Annotated in this window: 20 protein-coding genes and 1 riboswitch; of the genes, 8 read left to right on the top strand and 12 right to left on the bottom strand. The window is 71.5% G+C overall.

The genetic code is table 11. From position 1 onward, the window contains the following. Window positions 1–42: 42 nt before the first annotated feature. Entirely contained in the window at window positions 43–1,263 is a 1,221-nt protein-coding gene (locus tag FHS38_RS23370) for an MFS transporter (RefSeq protein WP_184736421.1), read from the top strand. Between the two features lie 100 nt (window positions 1,264–1,363). Here FHS38_RS23370 and FHS38_RS23365 read toward each other — a convergent pair whose 3' ends face one another. Next, window positions 1,364–2,062: a copper homeostasis protein CutC gene (locus tag FHS38_RS23365; protein WP_184736419.1), complete on the bottom strand. Its 699-nt coding sequence runs from the start codon at window positions 2,060–2,062 to the stop codon at window positions 1,364–1,366. Between the two features lie 58 nt (window positions 2,063–2,120). Between FHS38_RS23365 and FHS38_RS23360 the strand changes: the two genes are divergently transcribed. Then, the gene (locus FHS38_RS23360) at window positions 2,121–2,825 is read left to right on the top strand and encodes an HD domain-containing protein (RefSeq protein ID WP_184736417.1); all 705 of its coding nucleotides are present in this window, start codon (window positions 2,121–2,123) and stop codon (window positions 2,823–2,825) included. Here FHS38_RS23360 and FHS38_RS23355 read toward each other — a convergent pair. After that, a complete protein-coding gene (locus FHS38_RS23355) occupies window positions 2,822–3,001 on the bottom strand; it encodes a hypothetical protein (RefSeq protein WP_184736415.1) in 180 nt (59 codons plus the stop codon). The two genes, FHS38_RS23360 and FHS38_RS23355, sit on opposite strands and share 4 nt — an antisense overlap. A 145-nt stretch (window positions 3,002–3,146) precedes the next feature. Beyond that, entirely contained in the window at window positions 3,147–3,869 is a 723-nt protein-coding gene (locus FHS38_RS23350; protein WP_184736413.1) for a GAF domain-containing protein, read from the bottom strand. A 431-nt stretch (window positions 3,870–4,300) separates the two neighbouring features. On the opposite strand from FHS38_RS23350, the gene FHS38_RS23345 reads away from it, so the two are divergent. Continuing rightward, window positions 4,301–5,545, top strand: coding sequence for a Cmx/CmrA family chloramphenicol efflux MFS transporter (locus FHS38_RS23345; RefSeq protein ID WP_184736653.1), 1,245 nt, complete (start codon window positions 4,301–4,303; stop codon window positions 5,543–5,545). Between the two features lie 262 nt (window positions 5,546–5,807). Here FHS38_RS23345 and FHS38_RS23340 read toward each other — a convergent pair whose 3' ends face one another. Together FHS38_RS23340 and FHS38_RS23335 are read right to left on the bottom strand one after the other, a co-directional pair. Beyond that, the gene (locus tag FHS38_RS23340; protein ID WP_184736411.1) at window positions 5,808–6,083 is read right to left on the bottom strand and encodes a DUF4031 domain-containing protein; all 276 of its coding nucleotides are present in this window, start codon (window positions 6,081–6,083) and stop codon (window positions 5,808–5,810) included. Then, window positions 6,080–6,448 (bottom strand): DUF8819 family protein, encoded by a 369-nt coding sequence (locus tag FHS38_RS23335; RefSeq protein WP_184736409.1) that lies wholly within the window; start codon window positions 6,446–6,448, stop codon window positions 6,080–6,082. Before FHS38_RS23335 ends, FHS38_RS23340 begins: the two co-directional genes overlap by 4 nt. Window positions 6,449–6,502: 54 nt before the next feature. On the opposite strand from FHS38_RS23335, the gene FHS38_RS23330 reads away from it, so the two are divergent. Together FHS38_RS23330 and murQ are read left to right on the top strand one after the other, a co-directional pair. Further along, window positions 6,503–7,441 carry a MurR/RpiR family transcriptional regulator gene (locus FHS38_RS23330; RefSeq protein WP_184736407.1) on the top strand — a complete coding sequence of 313 codons (939 nt, stop codon included), beginning with the start codon at window positions 6,503–6,505 and terminating at the stop codon, window positions 7,439–7,441. Between the two features lie 31 nt (window positions 7,442–7,472). Continuing rightward, complete coding sequence (gene murQ, locus FHS38_RS23325) at window positions 7,473–8,408, top strand: N-acetylmuramic acid 6-phosphate etherase (protein ID WP_184736405.1); 936 nt, start codon at window positions 7,473–7,475, stop codon at window positions 8,406–8,408. Between the two features lie 172 nt (window positions 8,409–8,580). Here murQ and groL read toward each other — a convergent pair whose 3' ends face one another. From groL to thrC, 4 genes are all read right to left on the bottom strand, one after another. Beyond that, window positions 8,581–10,203 carry a chaperonin GroEL gene (gene groL / locus FHS38_RS23320; protein WP_130879354.1) on the bottom strand — a complete coding sequence of 541 codons (1,623 nt, stop codon included), beginning with the start codon at window positions 10,201–10,203 and terminating at the stop codon, window positions 8,581–8,583. 420 nt (window positions 10,204–10,623) lie between these two features. Next, on the bottom strand, window positions 10,624–10,830 hold the full coding sequence (locus FHS38_RS23315; RefSeq protein WP_153487255.1) for a cold-shock protein: 207 nt from the start codon (window positions 10,828–10,830) through the stop codon (window positions 10,624–10,626). Between the two features lie 438 nt (window positions 10,831–11,268). Then, window positions 11,269–11,544: a MoaD/ThiS family protein gene (locus tag FHS38_RS23310; RefSeq protein WP_184736403.1), complete on the bottom strand. Its 276-nt coding sequence runs from the start codon at window positions 11,542–11,544 to the stop codon at window positions 11,269–11,271. An 83-nt stretch (window positions 11,545–11,627) separates the two neighbouring features. After that, a complete protein-coding gene (thrC, locus tag FHS38_RS23305) occupies window positions 11,628–12,908 on the bottom strand; it encodes a threonine synthase (RefSeq protein ID WP_184736401.1) in 1,281 nt (426 codons plus the stop codon). Window positions 12,909–12,924: 16 nt separating this feature from the next. Continuing rightward, window positions 12,925–13,065: riboswitch (SAM riboswitch) on the bottom strand. 162 nt (window positions 13,066–13,227) lie between these two features. On the opposite strand from thrC, the gene FHS38_RS23300 reads away from it, so the two are divergent. From FHS38_RS23300 to FHS38_RS23290, 3 genes are all read left to right on the top strand, one after another. Continuing rightward, window positions 13,228–14,175: a glucosyl-3-phosphoglycerate synthase gene (locus tag FHS38_RS23300; protein WP_184736400.1), complete on the top strand. Its 948-nt coding sequence runs from the start codon at window positions 13,228–13,230 to the stop codon at window positions 14,173–14,175. 52 nt (window positions 14,176–14,227) lie between these two features. After that, complete coding sequence (locus FHS38_RS23295) at window positions 14,228–15,688, top strand: alpha,alpha-trehalose-phosphate synthase (UDP-forming) (protein WP_184736399.1); 1,461 nt, start codon at window positions 14,228–14,230, stop codon at window positions 15,686–15,688. 111 nt (window positions 15,689–15,799) lie between these two features. Beyond that, the gene (locus FHS38_RS23290) at window positions 15,800–15,943 is read left to right on the top strand and encodes a hypothetical protein (RefSeq protein WP_184736398.1); all 144 of its coding nucleotides are present in this window, start codon (window positions 15,800–15,802) and stop codon (window positions 15,941–15,943) included. 67 nt (window positions 15,944–16,010) lie between these two features. On the opposite strand, the gene otsB is transcribed toward FHS38_RS23290, so the two are convergent. The 3 genes from otsB to FHS38_RS23275 all read right to left on the bottom strand — a co-directional run bounded on the left by otsB (window position 16,011) and on the right by FHS38_RS23275 (window position 18,510). Beyond that, complete coding sequence (gene otsB / locus FHS38_RS23285) at window positions 16,011–16,874, bottom strand: trehalose-phosphatase (protein WP_184736397.1); 864 nt, start codon at window positions 16,872–16,874, stop codon at window positions 16,011–16,013. A gap of 66 nt (window positions 16,875–16,940) precedes the next feature. Then, window positions 16,941–17,222: a DUF3263 domain-containing protein gene (locus FHS38_RS23280; protein ID WP_184736396.1), complete on the bottom strand. Its 282-nt coding sequence runs from the start codon at window positions 17,220–17,222 to the stop codon at window positions 16,941–16,943. Between the two features lie 10 nt (window positions 17,223–17,232). After that, a complete protein-coding gene (locus FHS38_RS23275) occupies window positions 17,233–18,510 on the bottom strand; it encodes an extracellular solute-binding protein (RefSeq protein WP_184736395.1) in 1,278 nt (425 codons plus the stop codon). Between the last annotated feature and the right edge of the window lie 32 nt (window positions 18,511–18,542).

The following is an 18,542-nucleotide window of genomic DNA, read 5'->3' as shown; positions in this document are numbered from 1 at the left end:
TGTTTGACGAGCATCAAACCGTGATCATGGGGAAGGGAACCCGTGCGCCTCCGCTTGCTCCTGCTCGCCCTCGGCACATTCGCCGTCGGAACCGACACGATGGTCATGGCCGGCATCCTCGGCCAGGTCGCCGACGACCTCGACGTATCCGTGGCGGCCGCCGGCCAGATGGTGTCCGTCTTCGCGCTCGCATACGCCCTGCTCGCGCCCGTGCTCGCGACACTGACGGCCCGCTGGCGCCGCCGCCGGCTGCTGCTCACCGCGCTCGCGGTCTTCACCGCGGCCAACGCGCTGAGCGCGCTCGCCCCCGACTACCCGACCCTGCTGGCCACCCGGGTCCTCGCCGCGGCCGGTGCCGCGCTCTACACCCCCACCGCCAACGCCGTCGCCACCGCGCTCGTACCGCCGGAGCGGCGCGGCCGGGCGATCGCGACCGTCCTCGGCGGGATGACCGTCGCCACGGCGCTGGGCGTACCGCTCGGCACGTACGTCGGCCGCGGCGACTGGCGGCTCACGATGTGGCTGGTCGTCGCGCTCGGGGCCGTGGCCCTGCTGGGCCTGGCCGTCTTCCTGCGCGAACTCCCCACTCCGGCCCCGGCCGTGGGCCTGCGCGAGCGGCTGGCGCCGCTGCGCGAGGGGCGGATCGTGGCCGCCGTGGCGACGACCTTCGTCTTCTTCGTCGCCTTCCAGGCCGTCTACATCTACCTGGCCATCGTGATGCGCCCGGCGACCGACGGCGAAGCCGGCAGGCTCAGCCTGATCCTGCTGGTCACGGGCATCGCCTCGGTCGCGGGCAGTTGGCTCGGCGGCCGCGTGGTGGACCGCTGGGGCGTACGGGCCGTCCTGCTCGCCGCCAGCTCGGTAGCGGCGCTCGCCTTCGCCGCCCTGCCCTGGCTCGGCCTGACCATGGCCGGCGCCCTGGTCTACGCCGCGGTCTCCCCGCTCGCGGGCTGGACCTTCTCCGTCGCCCAGCCCCACCGGCTGGTCTCCCTCAGCCCGGCCCACGCACCTCTGCTGATCTCCCTCAACAGCAGCGCCCTCTACCTGGGCATGGCCGCGGGCGGCGGCGCGGGCAGCCTCGCGATGACCCTGCTGGGCGAGCGCTGGTTCCCCCTGCTTTCCACGACCCTGGCCCTGGCAGTACTGGCACTGGCGGCAACCACGACCGCCCGCCGCCCCGCGCCACTTCAAGCCCGTCCGGCGACTGAGGACGCCCCCGCGCAGCGCGAAACGGCCCGCGTTTCAAGCCCGTCCGACGATTGAGGACAGCCCGCACTTCAAGCCCGTCCGGCGATTGAGGACGCCCCGCGCAGCGGGAAACGGCGGGACACCCGACGAACAACAGAAACCCCCCGCAGCGATCTCAGCGGCCGAGCGAAGCTCGCCACACCTCCACCGCGGCAGCGGAAACCGGCACCGCCCAGCCCGCAGGGCGAGCCGCCCCGCCGATGTGAAACGCGGAAACACCCGCGTCGAGCAGCACCGGCACATGCTTCAGCTGAAGCCCGCCGCCCACGAGGATCCGCGGCTCGTACCCCGGCTCGTCCCCGCGCGCCGCTTCCGCGACGAGCGTCGCGAGGCCGTCGTCGACGCCCGAGGCGGAGCCCGCGGTGAGGTAGGTGTCCAGACCGGGCTGGTCGGCGAGTTGCTTGCGCACGGCGTCACGGTCGGCGGCCCGGTCGATGGCGCGGTGGAACGTCCATCGGGCGCGGGGGCCGACGGCCTCCGCGAGGCGGGCGACCGCCGGCAGGTCGGCCCGGCCGTCGTCGGTCAGGAAGCCGAGCACGAACTCGTCCGCGCCCTCGGCGGCCAACGCCCTGGCGTCGGCACACAGCGCGTCGAGCGCCGCGGCGCCGCCCGCCGAGAAACCGTCGGTGGCCCGCAGCATGACGCGTACGGGGATGTCGACGGCGGCCCGTACCGCCGCGAAGGTCTCGAGGGCGGGGGTGAGGCCGTCGGCGGCCATGTCACTGACCAGTTCGAGGCGGTCCGCCCCTCCGGCCTGCGCCGCCACCGCGTCCTCGACGTCGAGCGCGATCACCTCAAGAATTGGTCTAGACATGTAGGACAGCCTGCCATATACGCCGCGCGCGTCGAAAGCCGTGCTCCACAATTGGCCTATGTCAGCTACGCCCGTACACCCGTCCGGCCCCGCACTGCGCATCCGCTGGCGACAGACCGTGGCGAGCGCCCGCGCCGCGGTGGGCCCGCACGCCGCGGCCCCGCACCTGGCGCACCCCGACCCCGACCCGTACGCCGACGATCTGCTGGGGCGCTGGTCCGAGCCCCAGCGCCGCTATCACACGGTCGACCACCTGCTGGCGGTCCTCGACCGCGTCGACGAGCTGGCCGAGCACGCCGACGACGCCGACGCCGTCCGCTTCGCCGCCTGGTTCCACGACGCCGTCTACCGCCCCGACCGCTCCGAGAACGAGGAGCGCAGCGCCCATCTCGCCGAGCGCGCGCTGCCCGAGCTGGGCATCGACCAGGCCCTTACGGCCGAGGTCGCCCGGCTCGTACGACTCACCGTCGGCCACGACCCGGCCCCCGGCGACTGGAACGGCGAGGTGCTGTGCGACGCGGACCTCGCCGTCCTGGCGGGGTCGCCGGAGGACTACGCGGCCTACGCGGCGGCCGTCCGCGAGGAGTACGGATTCGTGCCCGACGACGCCTTCCGCGAGGGCCGCGCCGCGGTGCTGCGACAGCTGCTGGAGCTGCCGCAGCTGTTCCGCACCCCGTACGGGCGCGACCACTGGGAGCCGGTCGCGCGACGGAATCTCACCACCGAGCTCGGATTGCTGGGCACCGCATCCGAGGGGCGCTAGGACGTGCGCCGGGAGCGCAGGACCGCGAGCATCCAGGCACGGACGCTGCGCACCAGCTCCCGGCCGGGGGCTATGGGCGCCGATTGCAGCACCTTGGAGAAATACTCGTCACTGGATGCTTCGCCGGCCATCCAGCGCCGCCCCGACTCGATGATCTCGCCTTCTCGCACGATCATGCTGACCCCCACCTATGCGTAGCCGTACGTCGACGATAGGGACGCCGCCCTCCGCGGCGTCCGTTTCGCCACAACTTCACTGCTTCTACCCCGTCGTTGAGGTAGTTTCACCTGGACGAATGCCGTAATCCCCCGGTAGGCCCCGTCAGGGCTCCATCGCCCGACGCCCCAGGGCGTGCGCGGTGCCGAGCATTCCGGTGATGACCATCAGATAAGGCTTGCGTACTTTCCCCTCGGGCAGATCCCCCACCTTGGGCGCATCGATGATCAGCACCCCCTGGGGTTCGCTGCCGGCACACACCGGGGCGACGATGGCGGACAAGCGATCGTCCCCCAGATTGATCTTCAGATTCCCATTCGTGTTCCCGTTGTCATGGATGTAGACGATCTGCCCCTGATTCAGGACGTTGATCAGGGCTTTTTCGGTCTTCCTGTCGAATCGCGCCGGAGGCGCCGCCTGCCCGTGGACCACCTCCAGATCGAAGTGTCCGTCATCGTTCAGGGCATAAAAGGCGGACCGGGCCTTCGGACTCGCACCGTTGGCCACGACAGTGATGAGCCGGTCGTGAATCTGCCCCAAAATCTTGGGCACCTGAGTGGGCGTAGCACCCACCAAGGTACCCATATGGTCGACGATCGCCGACATGGCCGCCTCGAATTTAATTCCCTCGATGCGCCGGTAGCGCTTCCGCAGCAGGGACGAAAGGAAAGGGGCAATGATCGCAGCGACCGCCGCCGCGACAAAGAGGGCGAATTTTCCGGAACCGGAAGACTCATTGGCCAGCGCCGTGAATCCGATCGTCAATCCGGGAGAAATAACCGGCATCACATAAAAGGCGAAATCCTGCAATTTCTTTTTAAGGGACATGGCACCTGCTTTCGATGGAACCGAAACGCACCGTGACAGCAGCGATTATCCCGTCGTTCACCCCGGCGTCGACCCACTCGGACCCCACGTTCCCCAGAAACCCCGAGCGCATCGGAGCGGCCCGCCGGAGCATTCACGGCCGGGGCGCCGCCCCGCGATTCAATACGCCCCTCGACAGGTGTATCCGCCTTCTTATCCGGGCGGCCAGCAAGGCCGGGAATCGGCAATATAGCCGACGTTGTCCCGACCCCGGGCGGTAATCGGCGGACTCCCCGCCGAAGGATGGGCGGAACAACGCCGCAAACCCGTATATCGCGGACCCGGGGACGCCGCCGCCCCCCTTCCACTCCGTGAGACGGACCCCGCCCCTGGGAATACGGTGGCCGGAATACGCGCTGGCACCGGACATGCCGACCGCCAGCCCGAACCGCATGCCAGTCGCCGTCTACGTCCTCGGTTTGTCAGTATTCGCCCTCGGAACGTCCGAATTCATGTTGTCCGGGCTGTTGCAGCCCCTCGCCCGCGACATGGGCGTCTCCATACCCAAGGCCGGGCTGCTGGTGTCCGCCTTCGCGATCGGCATGGTGGTCGGTGCGCCCCTGCTCGCCGCCGCGACGCTGAAGCTGCCGCGCCGTACGACCCTCGTCGCCCTGCTCGCCGTCTTCGGGCTCGGACAGGTGGCGGGGGCACTCGCCCCCTCGTACGAGATGCTGTTCGCCTCCCGGGTGGTGAGCGCGCTGGCGTGCGCCGGGTTCTGGGCGGTGGGCGCGGCGGTGGCCGTGTCGCTGGTGCCGGTGACCGCACGGGCACGGGCCATGGCGGTGATGGTCGGCGGGCTGTCCATCGCCAACATCGCGGGCGTGCCCGCCGGGGCGTTCCTCGGGCAGCACGCGGGCTGGCGGGCGGCCTTCTGGGCGGTGGCCGGGCTGTCGGCGCTGGGCCTGGTCGGCGTGCTCGCGCTCGTCCCCGGCACCAAGCCGCCGACCGGTGCCGACGCGCCCCGGCTCCGCACCGAGCTGGGCATCTACCGCGACCGGCAGGTCTGGCTCGCGCTCGTGACCACCGCGCTGAACGGCGCCGCCGTCTTCTGCCTGTTCTCCTACCTCGGCCCGCTGCTCACCGAGACCGCCGGGATCGGCGAGGGCTGGGTGCCGACGGTGCTGGGGCTGTTCGGCGTGGGGGCGCTGATCGGCACCGCCATCGGCGGCCGGATCGCGGACGCCCATCTCTTCGGCACGATATACGGCGGTATCGCCGCCTCCGCCGCCGTGCTCGCGGTGCTGGCGCTGACCGCGCACACCCCGGCCGCCGCCGTGGGAATGGCGCTGCTGCTGGGCGTCACGGCCTTCGCGACGGCACCGGCGCTGAACGCCCGGATGTTCAACGTCGCGAACGCCGCGCCGACGCTGGCCGGTGCCACGACGACGGCCGCGTTCAACATCGGCAACACGCTCGGCCCTTGGCTCGGCGGCCTCGTCATCGGCGCCGGCTGGGGCTATCCGGCGGTCGCCTGGACGAGTGCGGGCCTGGCGGCCCTGGCCGTGGGCACCACCGCGGTCGCCTCCCGGCTGCACCAGGCGACGACCGGCTCCCGCGTGATCGCGGGATCCGCCCGGACGGCGTCGGCCGCGACGGTCGAGGCACCGGAATCCGCCCCGGCGCGCGCCGAGAACTGACGCCCCCGAGACGGGGCGCGCCCCTTCGCTCACGCCCTGGCGCCCGGCCTTTCCGCGCGCCGGTGGGCGCACCGATCCGCCCCGGCGCGCCGACCGGCGGCAAGCGCCGCCTGCGGCGGCGAGCGCCCTGCGGGCGCGTCCTCAAGCGCCTCAAGCGCCGGACGGGCTTGTTGTGGCTGAGCTCAGCCACAACAAGCCCGTCCGGCGCTTGAGGACACCGCCGCGCAGCGGAGGTGCACCCACGGCAGCCCCCAGGCGTGTCCTAGACCCCGCGAGGCCGCTCGTGCTTCGGTCGCCGCAGGCCCGCCGACGTCAGCAGCCGCACCAGCTCCTTGGTGCCGACCTCCACCGCCCCCAGCCGTACGGCATCGCCGTACGACGACGACGGCACGTCGTAGTGGTCCCGGTCGAAGGCCCGCGCCGGGGCGCCGAGCCGGGCCGCGAACGCGTGCAGCTCCTGGTAGCTGACGTCGCTGACCAGGTGCGACCACATCCGCCCGTGTCCCGGCCAGGTGGGCGGGTCGATGTAGAGCGTCATCGCAGCGCCGTCGCCAGGGCCCCCACCGGCGCCACCAGCACCGCCTGCTTCGCGCACGCCCAGTGCGGGTCGGCGCCCAGCTCCGGCTCGACCTCCAGTGCGTGCGGGTCGCCCTCGCCCGTGCACAGCGGGCACAGCGGCCAGCGCCCGTACCGCTCCAGCAGCGCGTCCTGGACGTCCTGGGCGACGAGACCGGGCAGGAACGCGACGCCCTGCGGCCACTGCTCGACCCACCACCGCCGGTGTGTGACCGCGTCCTCGACCAGCGAGACCACGTCGGCCTCCGCCACGTCCCCCGCCGCCAGATCGGCGAGGACGAGCGCGCGTGCGATGTGCAGTGCCTGTTCGAGCTCCATACGGTCCATTGTCAGGGACTGCGAGGGTTGACGGTTCACCGGACCGAAAATACCTTTCAAAAGGTGAGCAGCAAACTGAAGGAAACTTTCGACGCCGCGTCATCGCCCGTCACCCCGGTGCCCCCCGCGCCCGCGGCCCTCGCCGCCAAGGTCCGCACCCTCGCCCCGTCCATGACCCGCTCGATGCAGCGCGTCGCCGAGGCCGTGGCGGGCGACCCGGCCGGTTCCGCCGCGCTCACCGTCACCGGACTCGCCGAGCGCACGGGCACGAGCGAGGCCACCGTCGTGCGCACCGCCCGCATCCTCGGCTACCCCGGGTACCGCGACCTGCGGATCGCCCTCGCCACGCTGGCCGCGCAGCAGGCGGCGGGCGCGGCACCCGCCGTCACCGCCGACATCGCCGTGGACGACCCGCTGCCGAGCGTCGTCGCCAAGCTCGCCCAGGAGGAGGCGCAGTGCCTGGCGGACACGGCAGCCGCCCTCGACACCGCCCAGTTGGAGGCCGCCGTCGCCGCACTGGCCGCGGCCCGGCGCATCGATGTGTACGGCATCGGCGCCTCCCACCTCGTCGGCCAGGACCTCGTCCAGAAGCTGCTGCGCATCGGACTGATCGCCCACGCCCCCGGCGACCCGCACCTGGCCGTCACCAACGCCGTCCAGCTGCGGGCCGGCGACGTGGCGATCGCCATCAGCCATTCGGGACGGACCACCGACGTCATCGAGCCGCTGCGGGTCGCCTTCGAACACGGTGCGACGACGGTCGCGATCACCGGCCGCCCCGACGGCGAGCTCGTCCAGTACGCGGACCACGTCCTGACCACGTCCTCCGCCCGGGAGAGCGAGCTGCGCCCGGCGGCCATGTCCAGCCGCACCAGCCAACTGCTCGTCGTGGACTGCCTCTTCATCGGCGTCGCGCAGCGCACGTACGACAGGGCCGCCCCCGCGCTGTCCGCCTCCTACGAGGCGCTCGCCCACCGTCACGCCCCGCGGAGCCGGCGCTGACCCGCCCCCGCACGGAAGGAGCCGCCCGCCCATGACCTCGTACGCCGCCTACGCCGCGCTCCGCGCCCAGCTCGCCACCCTCACCACCGAGGCGTTCCGCCCCGAACTCGCGGACATAGACCGGCTGCCCACCCTGGACCTCGCCCGGCTCATGAACGACGAGGACGCCACCGTCCCCGCCGCCGTCGCCACCCGGCTCCCGGAGATCGCCGCCGCCATCGACGCGGCCGCCGCCCGGATGGCGGGCGGGGGCCGCCTGATCTACGCCGGAGCGGGCACGGCCGGCCGGCTCGGGGTGCTCGACGCCAGCGAGTGCCCGCCGACGTTCAACACCGACCCGGCCGAGGTCGTCGGGCTGATCGCGGGCGGCCCGCCCGCCCTGGTCCGGGCCGTCGAAGGGGCCGAGGACAGCGCGGAGCTGGCCACCGCGGACCTCGCCGCGCTCGGTGTCGGGGCGGCCGACACGGTCGTCGGCGTCTCCGCCTCCGGCCGCACGCCGTACGCGATCGGGGCCGTCGAGCACGCCCGGAAGGCCGGGGCGCTCACCGTCGGCCTGGCCTGCAACGCGGATTCGGCGCTCGGCGCCGCCGCCGAGCACGCCATCGAGGTGGTCGTCGGGCCGGAACTGCTCACCGGCTCGACCCGGTTGAAGGCCGGCACCGCCCAGAAGCTGGTGCTCAACATGTTCTCGACCATCACGATGATCCGGCTCGGCAAGACCTACGGGAATCTGATGGTCGACGTCCGCGCCTCGAACGAGAAGCTGCGGGCCCGTTCCCGGCACATCGTCGCGCTCGCCACGGGGGCGTCCGACGCGGAGATCGAGGCGGCGCTCGGCACGACCGACGGCGAGGTGAAGAACGCGATCCTCGTCCTCCTGGGCCGCGTCGACGCCCCCACGGCCGCGCGGCTGCTCGCGGAGTCCAAGGGCCACCTGCGCGCCGCGCTCGACGCGACGCGGGGCTGACGTCGCCCGTTGTCGGAAAACGCCCGAGGGCGGCACCCCCGCGATGGGGGTGCCGCCCTCGGTCAGGACATGAGCCTTTCCCGGTCACCGGACGGAGTCCGGTGCAGCGCCCTGAAGCCTGTGAGGCCGGCTACGGCCGAGCAGTGCGAGGGGCGCGTCGGGAGGAGTCGGCTCAGAAGTCCATGTCACCGCCCGGCATGCCGCCCGGAGCGGCCGCAGCGGCCTTCTCCGGCTTGTCGGCGATGACGGCCTCGGTGGTGAGGAACAGCGCGGCGATGGACGCGGCGTTCTGCAGGGCGGAACGCGTGACCTTCGCCGGGTCGATGATGCCCTCGGCGATCATGTCCACGTACTCACCGGTCGCGGCGTTCAGACCGTGGCCGACGGGCAGGTTGCGGACCTTCTCGACGATGACGCCACCCTCGAGACCACCGTTGACGGCGATCTGCTTGAGCGGGGCCTCCAGGGCCAGCTTCACGGCGTTGGCGCCGGTCGCCTCGTCGCCCTCGAGCTCGAGCTTCTCGAAGACCGCGGAGGCCTGGAGCAGGGCCACGCCACCACCGGCGACGATGCCCTCCTCGACGGCCGCCTTCGCGTTGCGAACGGCGTCCTCGATGCGGTGCTTGCGCTCCTTGAGCTCGACCTCGGTCGCGGCACCGGCCTTGATGACGGCCACGCCGCCGGCCAGCTTCGCGAGGCGCTCCTGGAGCTTCTCGCGGTCGTAGTCCGAGTCGCTGTTGTCGATTTCGGCGCGGATCTGGTTGACGCGACCCTGGACCTGGTCGCTGTCACCGGCACCGTCGACGATGGTCGTCTCGTCCTTGGTGATGACGACCTTGCGGGCGCGGCCGAGCAGGTCGAGACCGGCGTTCTCCAGCTTGAGGCCGACCTCCTCGGAGATGACCGTGCCACCGGTGAGGATGGCGATGTCGCCGAGCATGGCCTTGCGGCGGTCACCGAAGCCCGGGGCCTTGACGGCGACGGACTTGAAGGTGCCACGGATCTTGTTGACGACCAGGGTCGACAGGGCCTCGCCCTCGACGTCCTCGGCGATGATCAGCAGCGGCTTGCCGGACTGCATGACCTTCTCGAGGAGCGGCAGCAGGTCCTTGACCGAGCCGATCTTCGAGTTGACGATCAGGATGTACGGGTCGTCGAGCGACGCCTCCATACGCTCCATGTCGGTGGCGAAGTACGCCGAGATGTAGCCCTTGTCGAAGCGCATGCCCTCGGTGAGCTCAAGCTCGAGCCCGAAGGTCTGCGACTCCTCGACGGTGATGACGCCTTCCTTGCCGACCTTGTCCATCGCCTCGGCGATGAGCTCGCCGATCTGGGTGTCGGCGGCGGAGATGGAGGCGGTGGAGGCGATCTGCTCCTTGGTCTCCACGTCCTTGGCCTGCTCGAGCAGGGCGGCGGAGACGGCCTCGACGGCCTTCTCGATGCCACGCTTCAGCGCCATCGGGTTGGCACCGGCGGCCACGTTGCGCAGACCCTCACGGACCAGCGCCTGGGCGAGGACGGTCGCGGTCGTCGTGCCGTCACCGGCGACGTCGTCCGTCTTCTTCGCGACCTCCTTGACCAGCTCGGCGCCGATCTTCTCGTACGGGTCCTCGAGCTCGATCTCCTTGGCGATGGAAACACCATCGTTGGTGATCGTGGGGGCGCCCCACTTCTTCTCGAGGACGACGTTACGGCCCTTGGGGCCGAGGGTGACCTTGACGGCGTCGGCGAGCTGGTTCATCCCGCGCTCGAGACCGCGCCGTGCCTCCTCGTCGAACGCGATGATCTTGGCCATGTGAAGTGGTCCTCCCAGGACGGGGTGGATTGCTCCGGACCGCGCTGGCGCCCGCGACGGACGGCCTGCACACCTGGCGGTTCCTTGCCCCGCCTGGCCTGCGGACCTCACCGACGGTCCAAATCTGTCACTCTCACTCGGAGAGTGCTAAGCCCAATGATTAGCACTCGACCCCTCCGAGTGCAAGCGGTCCTGAGCTTGTTCCACCCGCGTCAGTGGCACCTGGGGGCACCTCCCAGCGGCAGCTGGGGGCGCAAGCGACCCTGGGCAAGAGCTACCCACGCGAGGGGCGGCCACACACGGGGCCCGGCCACGCTCCCGAGGCAGGTGTGCCGCACCCACACGAAGGGCCCGTACCTCCCCCTGGAGGTACGGGCCCTTCGGCGAGCTGAGTGAGCCTAGGTGGTCGATGCGCCGAGATCAGGCGCTCGCCAGCTTGACCATGTCCGCCTGCGGCCCCTTCTGACCCTGCGAGATCTCGAACTCGACTCGCTGCCCCTCCTCGAGGGTGCGGTAGCCGTCCATCTGAATCGCGCTGTAGTGGACGAAAACATCCGCACCACCGTCGACCGCGATGAAGCCGTACCCCTTCTCCGCGTTGAACCACTTGACGGTGCCCTGAGCCATGCCTAACTCCCCTATTACTGGCCCTTGCGCAGGACCGCACTTCGCGGACCCGGGTCAGACCTCACCCCCCGGAAGTCCCCTGATCTTCGACATGGGGAACCCCGGAAGATGTGCGCCGGAACGCGTCGACCGCGGCTGAATGTATCTGCACGGATGCCGTCTGCAACAGGTCACTCGGACGAGAATTCCGGGCGCGGCTGATTGGCGATAAGCGGTGAATTCCGAGGATTCCCGGGCAAGTCGGGCCGGACATAACGCAACCAACCCGACAATTCGTGCACACGCTCGGCACACAACTTGACGGGTTCTCATATGCGTACGGCACTGACGCAGGAGGGGGAACGCCCCAACTGTATCGCGCTTCAACAGACGGAATCGCCCCGTCCGTTTTCCGGCCGGGGCGATTCACGGGACTTCCGCAGCAAACCTTCGAAAGGGTCAGCCGCCGGCGACCGCGGGAATGATCGAGACACCGGCGCCGTCGGGGGTCGCGGCATTCAGGCCGCCTTCGAAGCGCACGTCGTCGTCATTGACGTACACATTCACGAAGCGGCGCAGCTTGCCGCTGTCGTCCAGGACGCGGGCGGAGATGCCCGGGTGGTTCTTCTCCAGGTCGGCGATCACCTCGGCGAGGGTCGTGCCCTCGGCGGAGACCTCGGCCTGACCGCCGGTGTAGGTGCGCAGGATGGTGGGGATGCGGACGTTGATGCTCATGCGGATTCGCCTTCCGGCTAGAGAGACGTGTGGGGCCGGCACCGGCCGTCGGGTGCCGGGGAGGGACGGGGCGGGGCGCAGGCTCAGCTGCCGGCCAGGCCCGCCGCACGGAACGCGTCGAGGCTCGGTCGGATGGTCGCGGAGGGCCCGGTGGTCGGGGCGACGGCGTCCAGGGTCTTCAGCCCGTCGCCGGTGTTCAGGACGACCGTCGTCAGGGACGGATCCAGCACCCCCGCCTCGATCAGCTTCTTCGTGACGCCGACCGTCACCCCGCCCGCCGTCTCCGCGAAGATCCCCTCGGTGCGGGCCAGCAGCTTGATCGCGTCGACGATCTGCGCGTCGGTGACGTCCTCCACCGCGCCGCCCGTCCGCCGCGCGATGTCGAGCACGTACGGCCCGTCGGCCGGGTTGCCGATCGCGAGGGACTTCGCGATCGTGTCCGGCTTCACCGGCCGCACCACGTCGTGGCCGTCCTTGAAGGCGCGCGAGACCGGCGAGCAGCCCTCGGCCTGGGCGCCGAAGATCTTGTACGGCCGGTCCTCGACCAGACCGAGCGCGATCAGTTCCTTGAGCCCCTTGTCGATCTTCGTGAGCTGCGAGCCCGACGCGATGGGGACGACGATCTGGTCCGGCAGCCGCCAGCCGAGCTGCTCGCAGATCTCGTACGCGAGGGTCTTGGAGCCCTCCCCGTAGTACGGGCGCAGATTGACGTTGACGAAGCCCCAGCCCTCGCCGAGCGGGTCGCCGATCAGCTCGGAGCAGAAGCGGTTCACGTCGTCGTAGGTGCCCTCGATGCCGACGAGGTCGCCGCCGTAGACGGCGGCCATGACGACCTTGCCCGCCTCCAGGTCGTGCGGGATGAACACGCAGGACTTCAGGCCCGCGCGGGCGGCCGCGGCGCCGACCGCGCCCGCCAGGTTGCCGGTGGAGGAGCAGGAGAGGGTGGTGAAGCCGAAGGCGCGGGCGGCCTCGACGGCGATGGCGACGACGCGGTCCTTGAAGGAGTGCGTGGGGTTGCCGGAGTCGTCCTTGACGTACAGACCGCCGGTCACGCCCAGCTCGCGGGCGAGGTTGTCGGCCTTGACCAGCTTGGTGAAGCCGGGGTTGAGGCTCGGCTTGTCCGCGACGTCGGCGGGGACGGGCAGCAGCGGGGCGTAGCGCCAGATGTTCTCCGGCCCGGCCTCGATCCGGCGGCGCAGCGCCTCGGGGTCACCGGTGGGCAGGTCGTAGGCGACTTCGAGCGGTCCGAAGCAGACGGCGCAGGCGAAGATCGGTCCGAGGTCGAAACGCTCTCCGCACTCGCGGCACGAGAGGCCGACGGCGGGTCCGAGAGCGACGGGGGTGGCAACGGTGTGCACAGCCATGAGGCGAGGCCCTTTCTCCTCATCTTCCCCGCGGCGAACGTCGCCACGGGACGGAATTGGCACCTTCCCCACCGGGAGCCTCGCGGTGTACGCAAGACCGGCGGGAGGGTTGCCGGGGCTTCAACGGGCCGTATCCCTCTGCCCCTCTGGATGAGCGGTATGGCACTGGGCACAGCCCAGGCGTTTGTTCGCGCGACGACCCCGACATGCGATGGCCATCCGCGTTGTTCAAGACTGTAACGGAAGGCATGGACGCTCGAACCAGTCGTCCGTACCGCGAGATGGGTCACACCCCGAGCCACGCTAAGGAGTCGTACACGTGCTGGAAGAGGTGGAGCGCTGGCTGGCCCGGCGGTCCTGGTCCGCCGCAGACCGTTCGCTCGACCGGATTCTCGCCGCCAAGCGCGGCGCCGGCACCACGGTCAGCGTCGTCCTGCCGGCGCTGAACGAGGAGGCGACGGTCGGCGCGATCGTGGCGACGATCCGCCGTGAGCTGATGACCGACGCGGTGCCGCTGGTGGATGAACTGGTGGTGCTGGACTCCGGTTCCACCGACCGTACGGCCGTGGTGGCGGCCGCGGCCGGGGCGCGGGTCGTGCACCGGGACGAGGTGCTGCCGCGACTGCCCGCGCTGCCCGGCAAGGGCGAGGTGCTGTGGCGGTCGCTGCTGGCGACCGAGGGCGACGTCGTCTGCTTCGTCGACGCCGATCTGCGGGACTTCTCGGCCGACTTCGTCTCCGGCACCGTCGGACCGCTGCTGACCGAGCCGGACGTGCACTTCGTCAAGGCGATGTACGACCGCCCGCTCGGCGAGGCCGTGGGCCAGGGCGGCCGGGTGACCGAGCTGGTGGCCCGCCCGCTGCTGAACCTGCACTGGCCGCAGCTGGCCGGTTTCGTCCAGCCGCTGGGCGGTGAGTACGCGGCCCGCCGCTCGCTGTTGGAGCGGCTGCCGTTCCCCGTCGGCTACGGCGTCGAGCTCGGGCTGCTGGTGGACGCGCTGCACACCGTGGGCCTGGACGCGCTGGCCCAGGTCGACGTGGGGGTGCGCAAGCACCGGCACCAGGACGGCCGGGCGCTCGGCCGGATGGCCGCCGCGATCTACCGGACCGCGCAGCTCCGACTGGCCCGCGGCCATCTGGTGCGTCCGGCCCTGACCCAGTTCGAGCGCACCCCGGAGGGCTTCGTTCCGCGGACGTACGCGGTGGACACCGAGGAGCGGCCGCCGATGGCCGGGATACCCGAGTACGCACAGAGGCACGCCGCGTAACCGTCCCTCGTGCGTACGTTTGAGTGCTTCCCGCACTGGCAAGGCTGGCCACATGGTCGCTGAGCACGCCGCCCCGATTCTCGTCGCCTCCAACCGCGGACCCGTCTCCTACAAGCGACGCGAGGACGGCTCGCTCGCGGCGGGCCGGGGCGGCGGCGGGCTGGTGTCCGGGCTCAGCGCGATCGGGACCGGCGCCGGGGCCCTGTGGGTGTGCTCCGCCCTCGGCGAGGGCGACCGCGAGGCCGTACGCCGCACGGGCGGCAGGCTCGATCCAGCCGACACCGGCGGGATGAGCGTGCGGATGCTCGACATCGCGCCCGAGGTCTTCACCGCGGCGTACAACGGCATCGCCAATTCCGTGCTGTGGTTCGTCCACCACCTGCTGTACCAGACCCCGCTGGAGCCCGATTTCGACGCGGACTTCCGCGCCCAGTGGGCGGCCTACGAGGCGTACAACGCCGCCTTCGCGGACGCGCTCGCCGAGGAGGCCGCGCCGGGCGCCGCGGTCCTCGTCCAGGACTACCACCTGACCCTGGTGCCGGGCCTGCTCCGCGAGCGGCGCCCGGACCTGCGCGTCGGCCACTTCTCGCACACCCCCTGGGCCCCGCCGGACTACTTCCGGATGCTGCCGGACGACGTGGCCGAGCAGGTGCTGCGCGGCGTGCTGGGCAGCGACCGCGCCGCCTTCCTCACCCGCCGCTGGGCCGAGGCGTTCGCCGCGTGCTGCGCGGACGTCCTGGGCGCGGAGATCGTGCGGGGCGACGGGCCCGACGGCGCGCTGTCGGTGCGCTTCGAGGGCCGGACGACCCGGCTCGGTGTGCACGGGCTCGGCGCCGACGCCGCATTCCTGCGCGAGCGGGCGCACCGGGCGGACGTCGAGGAGCGGATGGCCGCGCTGCGCGAGCAGATCGGCCCGGACCGCAAGACGATCGTCCGCGTCGACCGCACCGAGCTGTCCAAGAACATCGTGCGCGGCCTGCGCGCCTACCGCAGGCTGCTGGAGGACCGTCCGCAGTGGCGGGGCAAGGTGGTGCACGTCGCCTTCGCCTACCCCTCCCGGCAGGACCTGGCGGTCTACCGCGACTACACGGCCGAGGTGGAGCGGGTCGCCCAGGAGATCAACTCCACGTTCGGCACGGCGGATTGGCTGCCGGTCGTCCTGCACGTCAAGGACGACTTCGCCCGCTCGCTCGCCGCGTACCGCCTGGCCGACGTGGCCCTGGTCAACCCCATCCGCGACGGCATGAACCTCGTCGCCAAGGAGGTCCCCGTCGTCTCCGACCGCGGCTGCGTGCTGGTCCTGTCCCGGGAGGCCGGGGCGTTCGCGGAGCTGGGCGAGGACGCGATCACCGTCAACCCGTTCGACGTGGAGGCCACGGCCCGGGCACTGCACGAGGGCCTGCTCATGGAGCCCGCCGAGCGCGCGGAGCGCACCGAGCGGCTGGCCTCGGCGGCGACGGCGCTGCCGCCCGCGCGCTGGTTCCTGGACCAGCTGCGGGCACTGGAGGGATAAGGGGTAGCGGCGCACGCCGGAGCGCACGCCCCGCGCGGCGCCCGGACGGGCCGACGCGGCGCGCTTCCGTGCCCGGGCGGGAAAGGGAACGGAAGCGGGTAATGCTCCCGCATGCCGATTGCCCGCCGCTGGGCCGCACTTGCGCTGACCGCCGCCGCTCTCGTCGCCGCGACCACCGGCCCCTCGTACGCCCTCTCGTCGGCTTTACGCCGCTCACCCGCCCGGCGTCCCCGCGACCTGTCCCTGCGCGTCTGACGATCCGGCGCACCTGCGGCACGCGATCGCCCACAAGCGGCACCGGCGGTGAGCGGATCCGCCGGCCTCAGGAAGCCCGGCCGCCGAGGCGGTCCGCGAGGGCGCCGAGCAGCTCCACGACACCGCTCGGGCCGTCGACGACGAGGTCCGCGCGCTCGGCGAGCTCCGCGACCTCCGCGCTGCCGCTGCACACCAGCGTCCCCGGCAGCCCCTCGGACCGGAGCTTCTCGACCGCCGCGAAGGCCGCGAGGTCACCGAGGTCGTCGCCCGCGTAGAGCACGGCGGACGCGTCGACCTCCCGGAGGTACTCGGCGAGGGCGACGCCCTTGTCCATGCCGGGCGGGCGCAGTTCCAGGACCATCCGGCCCGGTTCGAGGATCAGCCCGTGCCGCTCCGCGAGCTCTTCGAGCGGCCCGCGCAGGGCGTCGAAGGCCGCCTGCGGGTCGGGGGCGCGGCGGGTGTGGACGGCGATCGCGCGGCCGCCCTTGTTCTCGATGTGCGCGGTCTCGACCCAGGTGCCCCGCCAGCCGCCGGACCGGTCCAGCACCCCGGGCAGCTCCGCCTGCACGGCCGCGACGCCCGGGTGCGGCGCGGGGGCGTGCACGGTCCCGGTGACCGCGTCCCAGCGCTCGGCGCCGTAGTGCCCCAGCACGACGAGGTGCTCGAGGCCGGGCACCCCGGCGAAGCCGCCGTAGCGGACCGCGACCCCGGCCGGGCGCCCGGTGACCACGGCGATGGAGCCGAGACGGGGGGCGAGCCGGGTGAGGGCGGGCACGGCACCGGGGTGGGCGCGGGCCTGCTCGGGGTCCGGCACGATGTCGGCGAGCGTGCCGTCGAAGTCGAGCGCGACGACCGCGCGCCCGGGCCTCGCCAGCAGCGCGGCCAGTCCGTCGCGGCCGGCGGGCGTCACGGGATCGGGAAGAGGACCCATGCGGCCGACCCTATCGGTGCGACCGCCGCCGGGGTGGCCAGTTGTACGGTCCCGACGCCGGGCCCGCTAGCGGCGCTCGCGCCGGGCGTCCCGCACGCGGCGCAGCCGGTTGACGGTGACGGGGTCGTGGGCGAGGGCGCGCGGGTCGTCGAGGAGGGCGTTGAGGAGCTGGTAGTAGCGGGTCGGGGTGATCCCCAGCTGCTCCCGCACGGCCCGCTCCTTCGCTCCGGGCCCGGGCCACGTCCGGCGTTCCAGAGCGAGCACGGCACGGTCCCGGTCGGAGAGCCCGCCGCTGTGCGGCGCGGGCTCCGCACCATCGTCCGGGGTCGGCTCCTCCGACGGCCTCACGTGCTCCAACCTAACGACCCGCGTTCTCCGTCGCCATGGCCTCGCGCTGGATCTCGCCGAGCACCGCGGCCGGGTCGCCGCCCTTCTGCACGGTAGAGCCGATCTTCTCCTTGATCGACTTGCTGACCTTCGCCCAGGACGTCTTGTCCGCCGGGTAGAACTCCGCGTTCGGCAGCTCCTTGATGAAGGGCCGCAGCTGCTTGTGCTGGTCGTCCTGGGCCATCGCCACGGACGCGGGCGTGGTCACCGGCAGCAGGTCGTACTGGCCGGTGAAGTCCAGCACGTTCTCCTTGCTGTAGACGAAGTCGAGGAACTTGCCGATCTCCTCGCGGTGGCCGTTCTGCTTGAAGCCCATCATCCAGTCGGCGACGCCCATGGTCGCCCTGGCCTTGCCGCTCGCACCGGGCAGCGGAACCATCGTGTACTTGATGCCCTTGGCGTCGGCCTGCTGCATCAGCGTCGGGTGGCCGTTGAGCATGCCCACCTCGCCGCGCGTGAACGCGTCGAAGACTTCCTGCCGGTTGGTACGGGCGGGGTCACCGCTGCCGGTGAGACCCTTGCCGACGAATTCATCGCGCAGCCACTCGAAGGTCTTGATGTTCTCGGGCGAGTCGATGGTGTACACACCGATGTTGTTGGTGTAGCTGCCGCCGCCGCTGAGCATCCACATCATGGTCTCGGCCGGCGCCTCCTCCGGGCCGAGCGGCAGCCCGTAGGGCATCTTCACCCCGGCGGCCTTGAGCTTCGCCGCAGCGGCCTGGAGCTCGGCCCACGTATCGGGAGCCTTGGCGATGCCGGCCTTGTCGAAGAGCTTCTGGTTGCAGAAGAGCAGACGCGTGCTGGAGACGAACGGCAGGCCGTACTGCACCCGGTGCACCTCGCCCGCCTTGGCGATCGAGGATATGAAGTCGGCCTGGGTGGGGATGGAGAGCAGCTGCTCGGCGCTGTAGAGCTTGCCGACCGCGGCGAAGTCGGCGTACGCGCCGATCTGGGCGAGGTCGGGGGCCTTGCCGGCCGCGACGAGTTCGGCGACCTTCTTGTCGACCTCGGTCCAGCTGAGGACGCTGACGTTGACCTTGATGCCCTTGTTCTTGGACTCGAACTCGCGGGCGAGGGAATCCCAGTACTTCTTGGAGCTGTTGGTCGGCTTGTCGCCGTAGTCCGCCGCGATCAGCCGGATCGTCTTGTCACCGCCGGTCGCGTCGCTGCCGCATGCCGTCAGTGCGGGCGCCAACGCCGCCGTGGCGGCACCTGCCGCCGTCAGACCCAAGAAACGCCGCCGCTGCACTGCTGCTTCCCACCCTTGAGGTTGGTGATTTG

The sequence above is a fragment of the Streptomyces netropsis genome (assembly GCF_014203545.1).
In the GTDB taxonomy this organism is placed as follows: domain Bacteria; phylum Actinomycetota; class Actinomycetes; order Streptomycetales; family Streptomycetaceae; genus Streptomyces; species Streptomyces netropsis.
The sequence above is the reverse complement of the archived record's forward strand: the minus strand, read 5'-3'. Positions and strand labels throughout refer to the sequence as shown.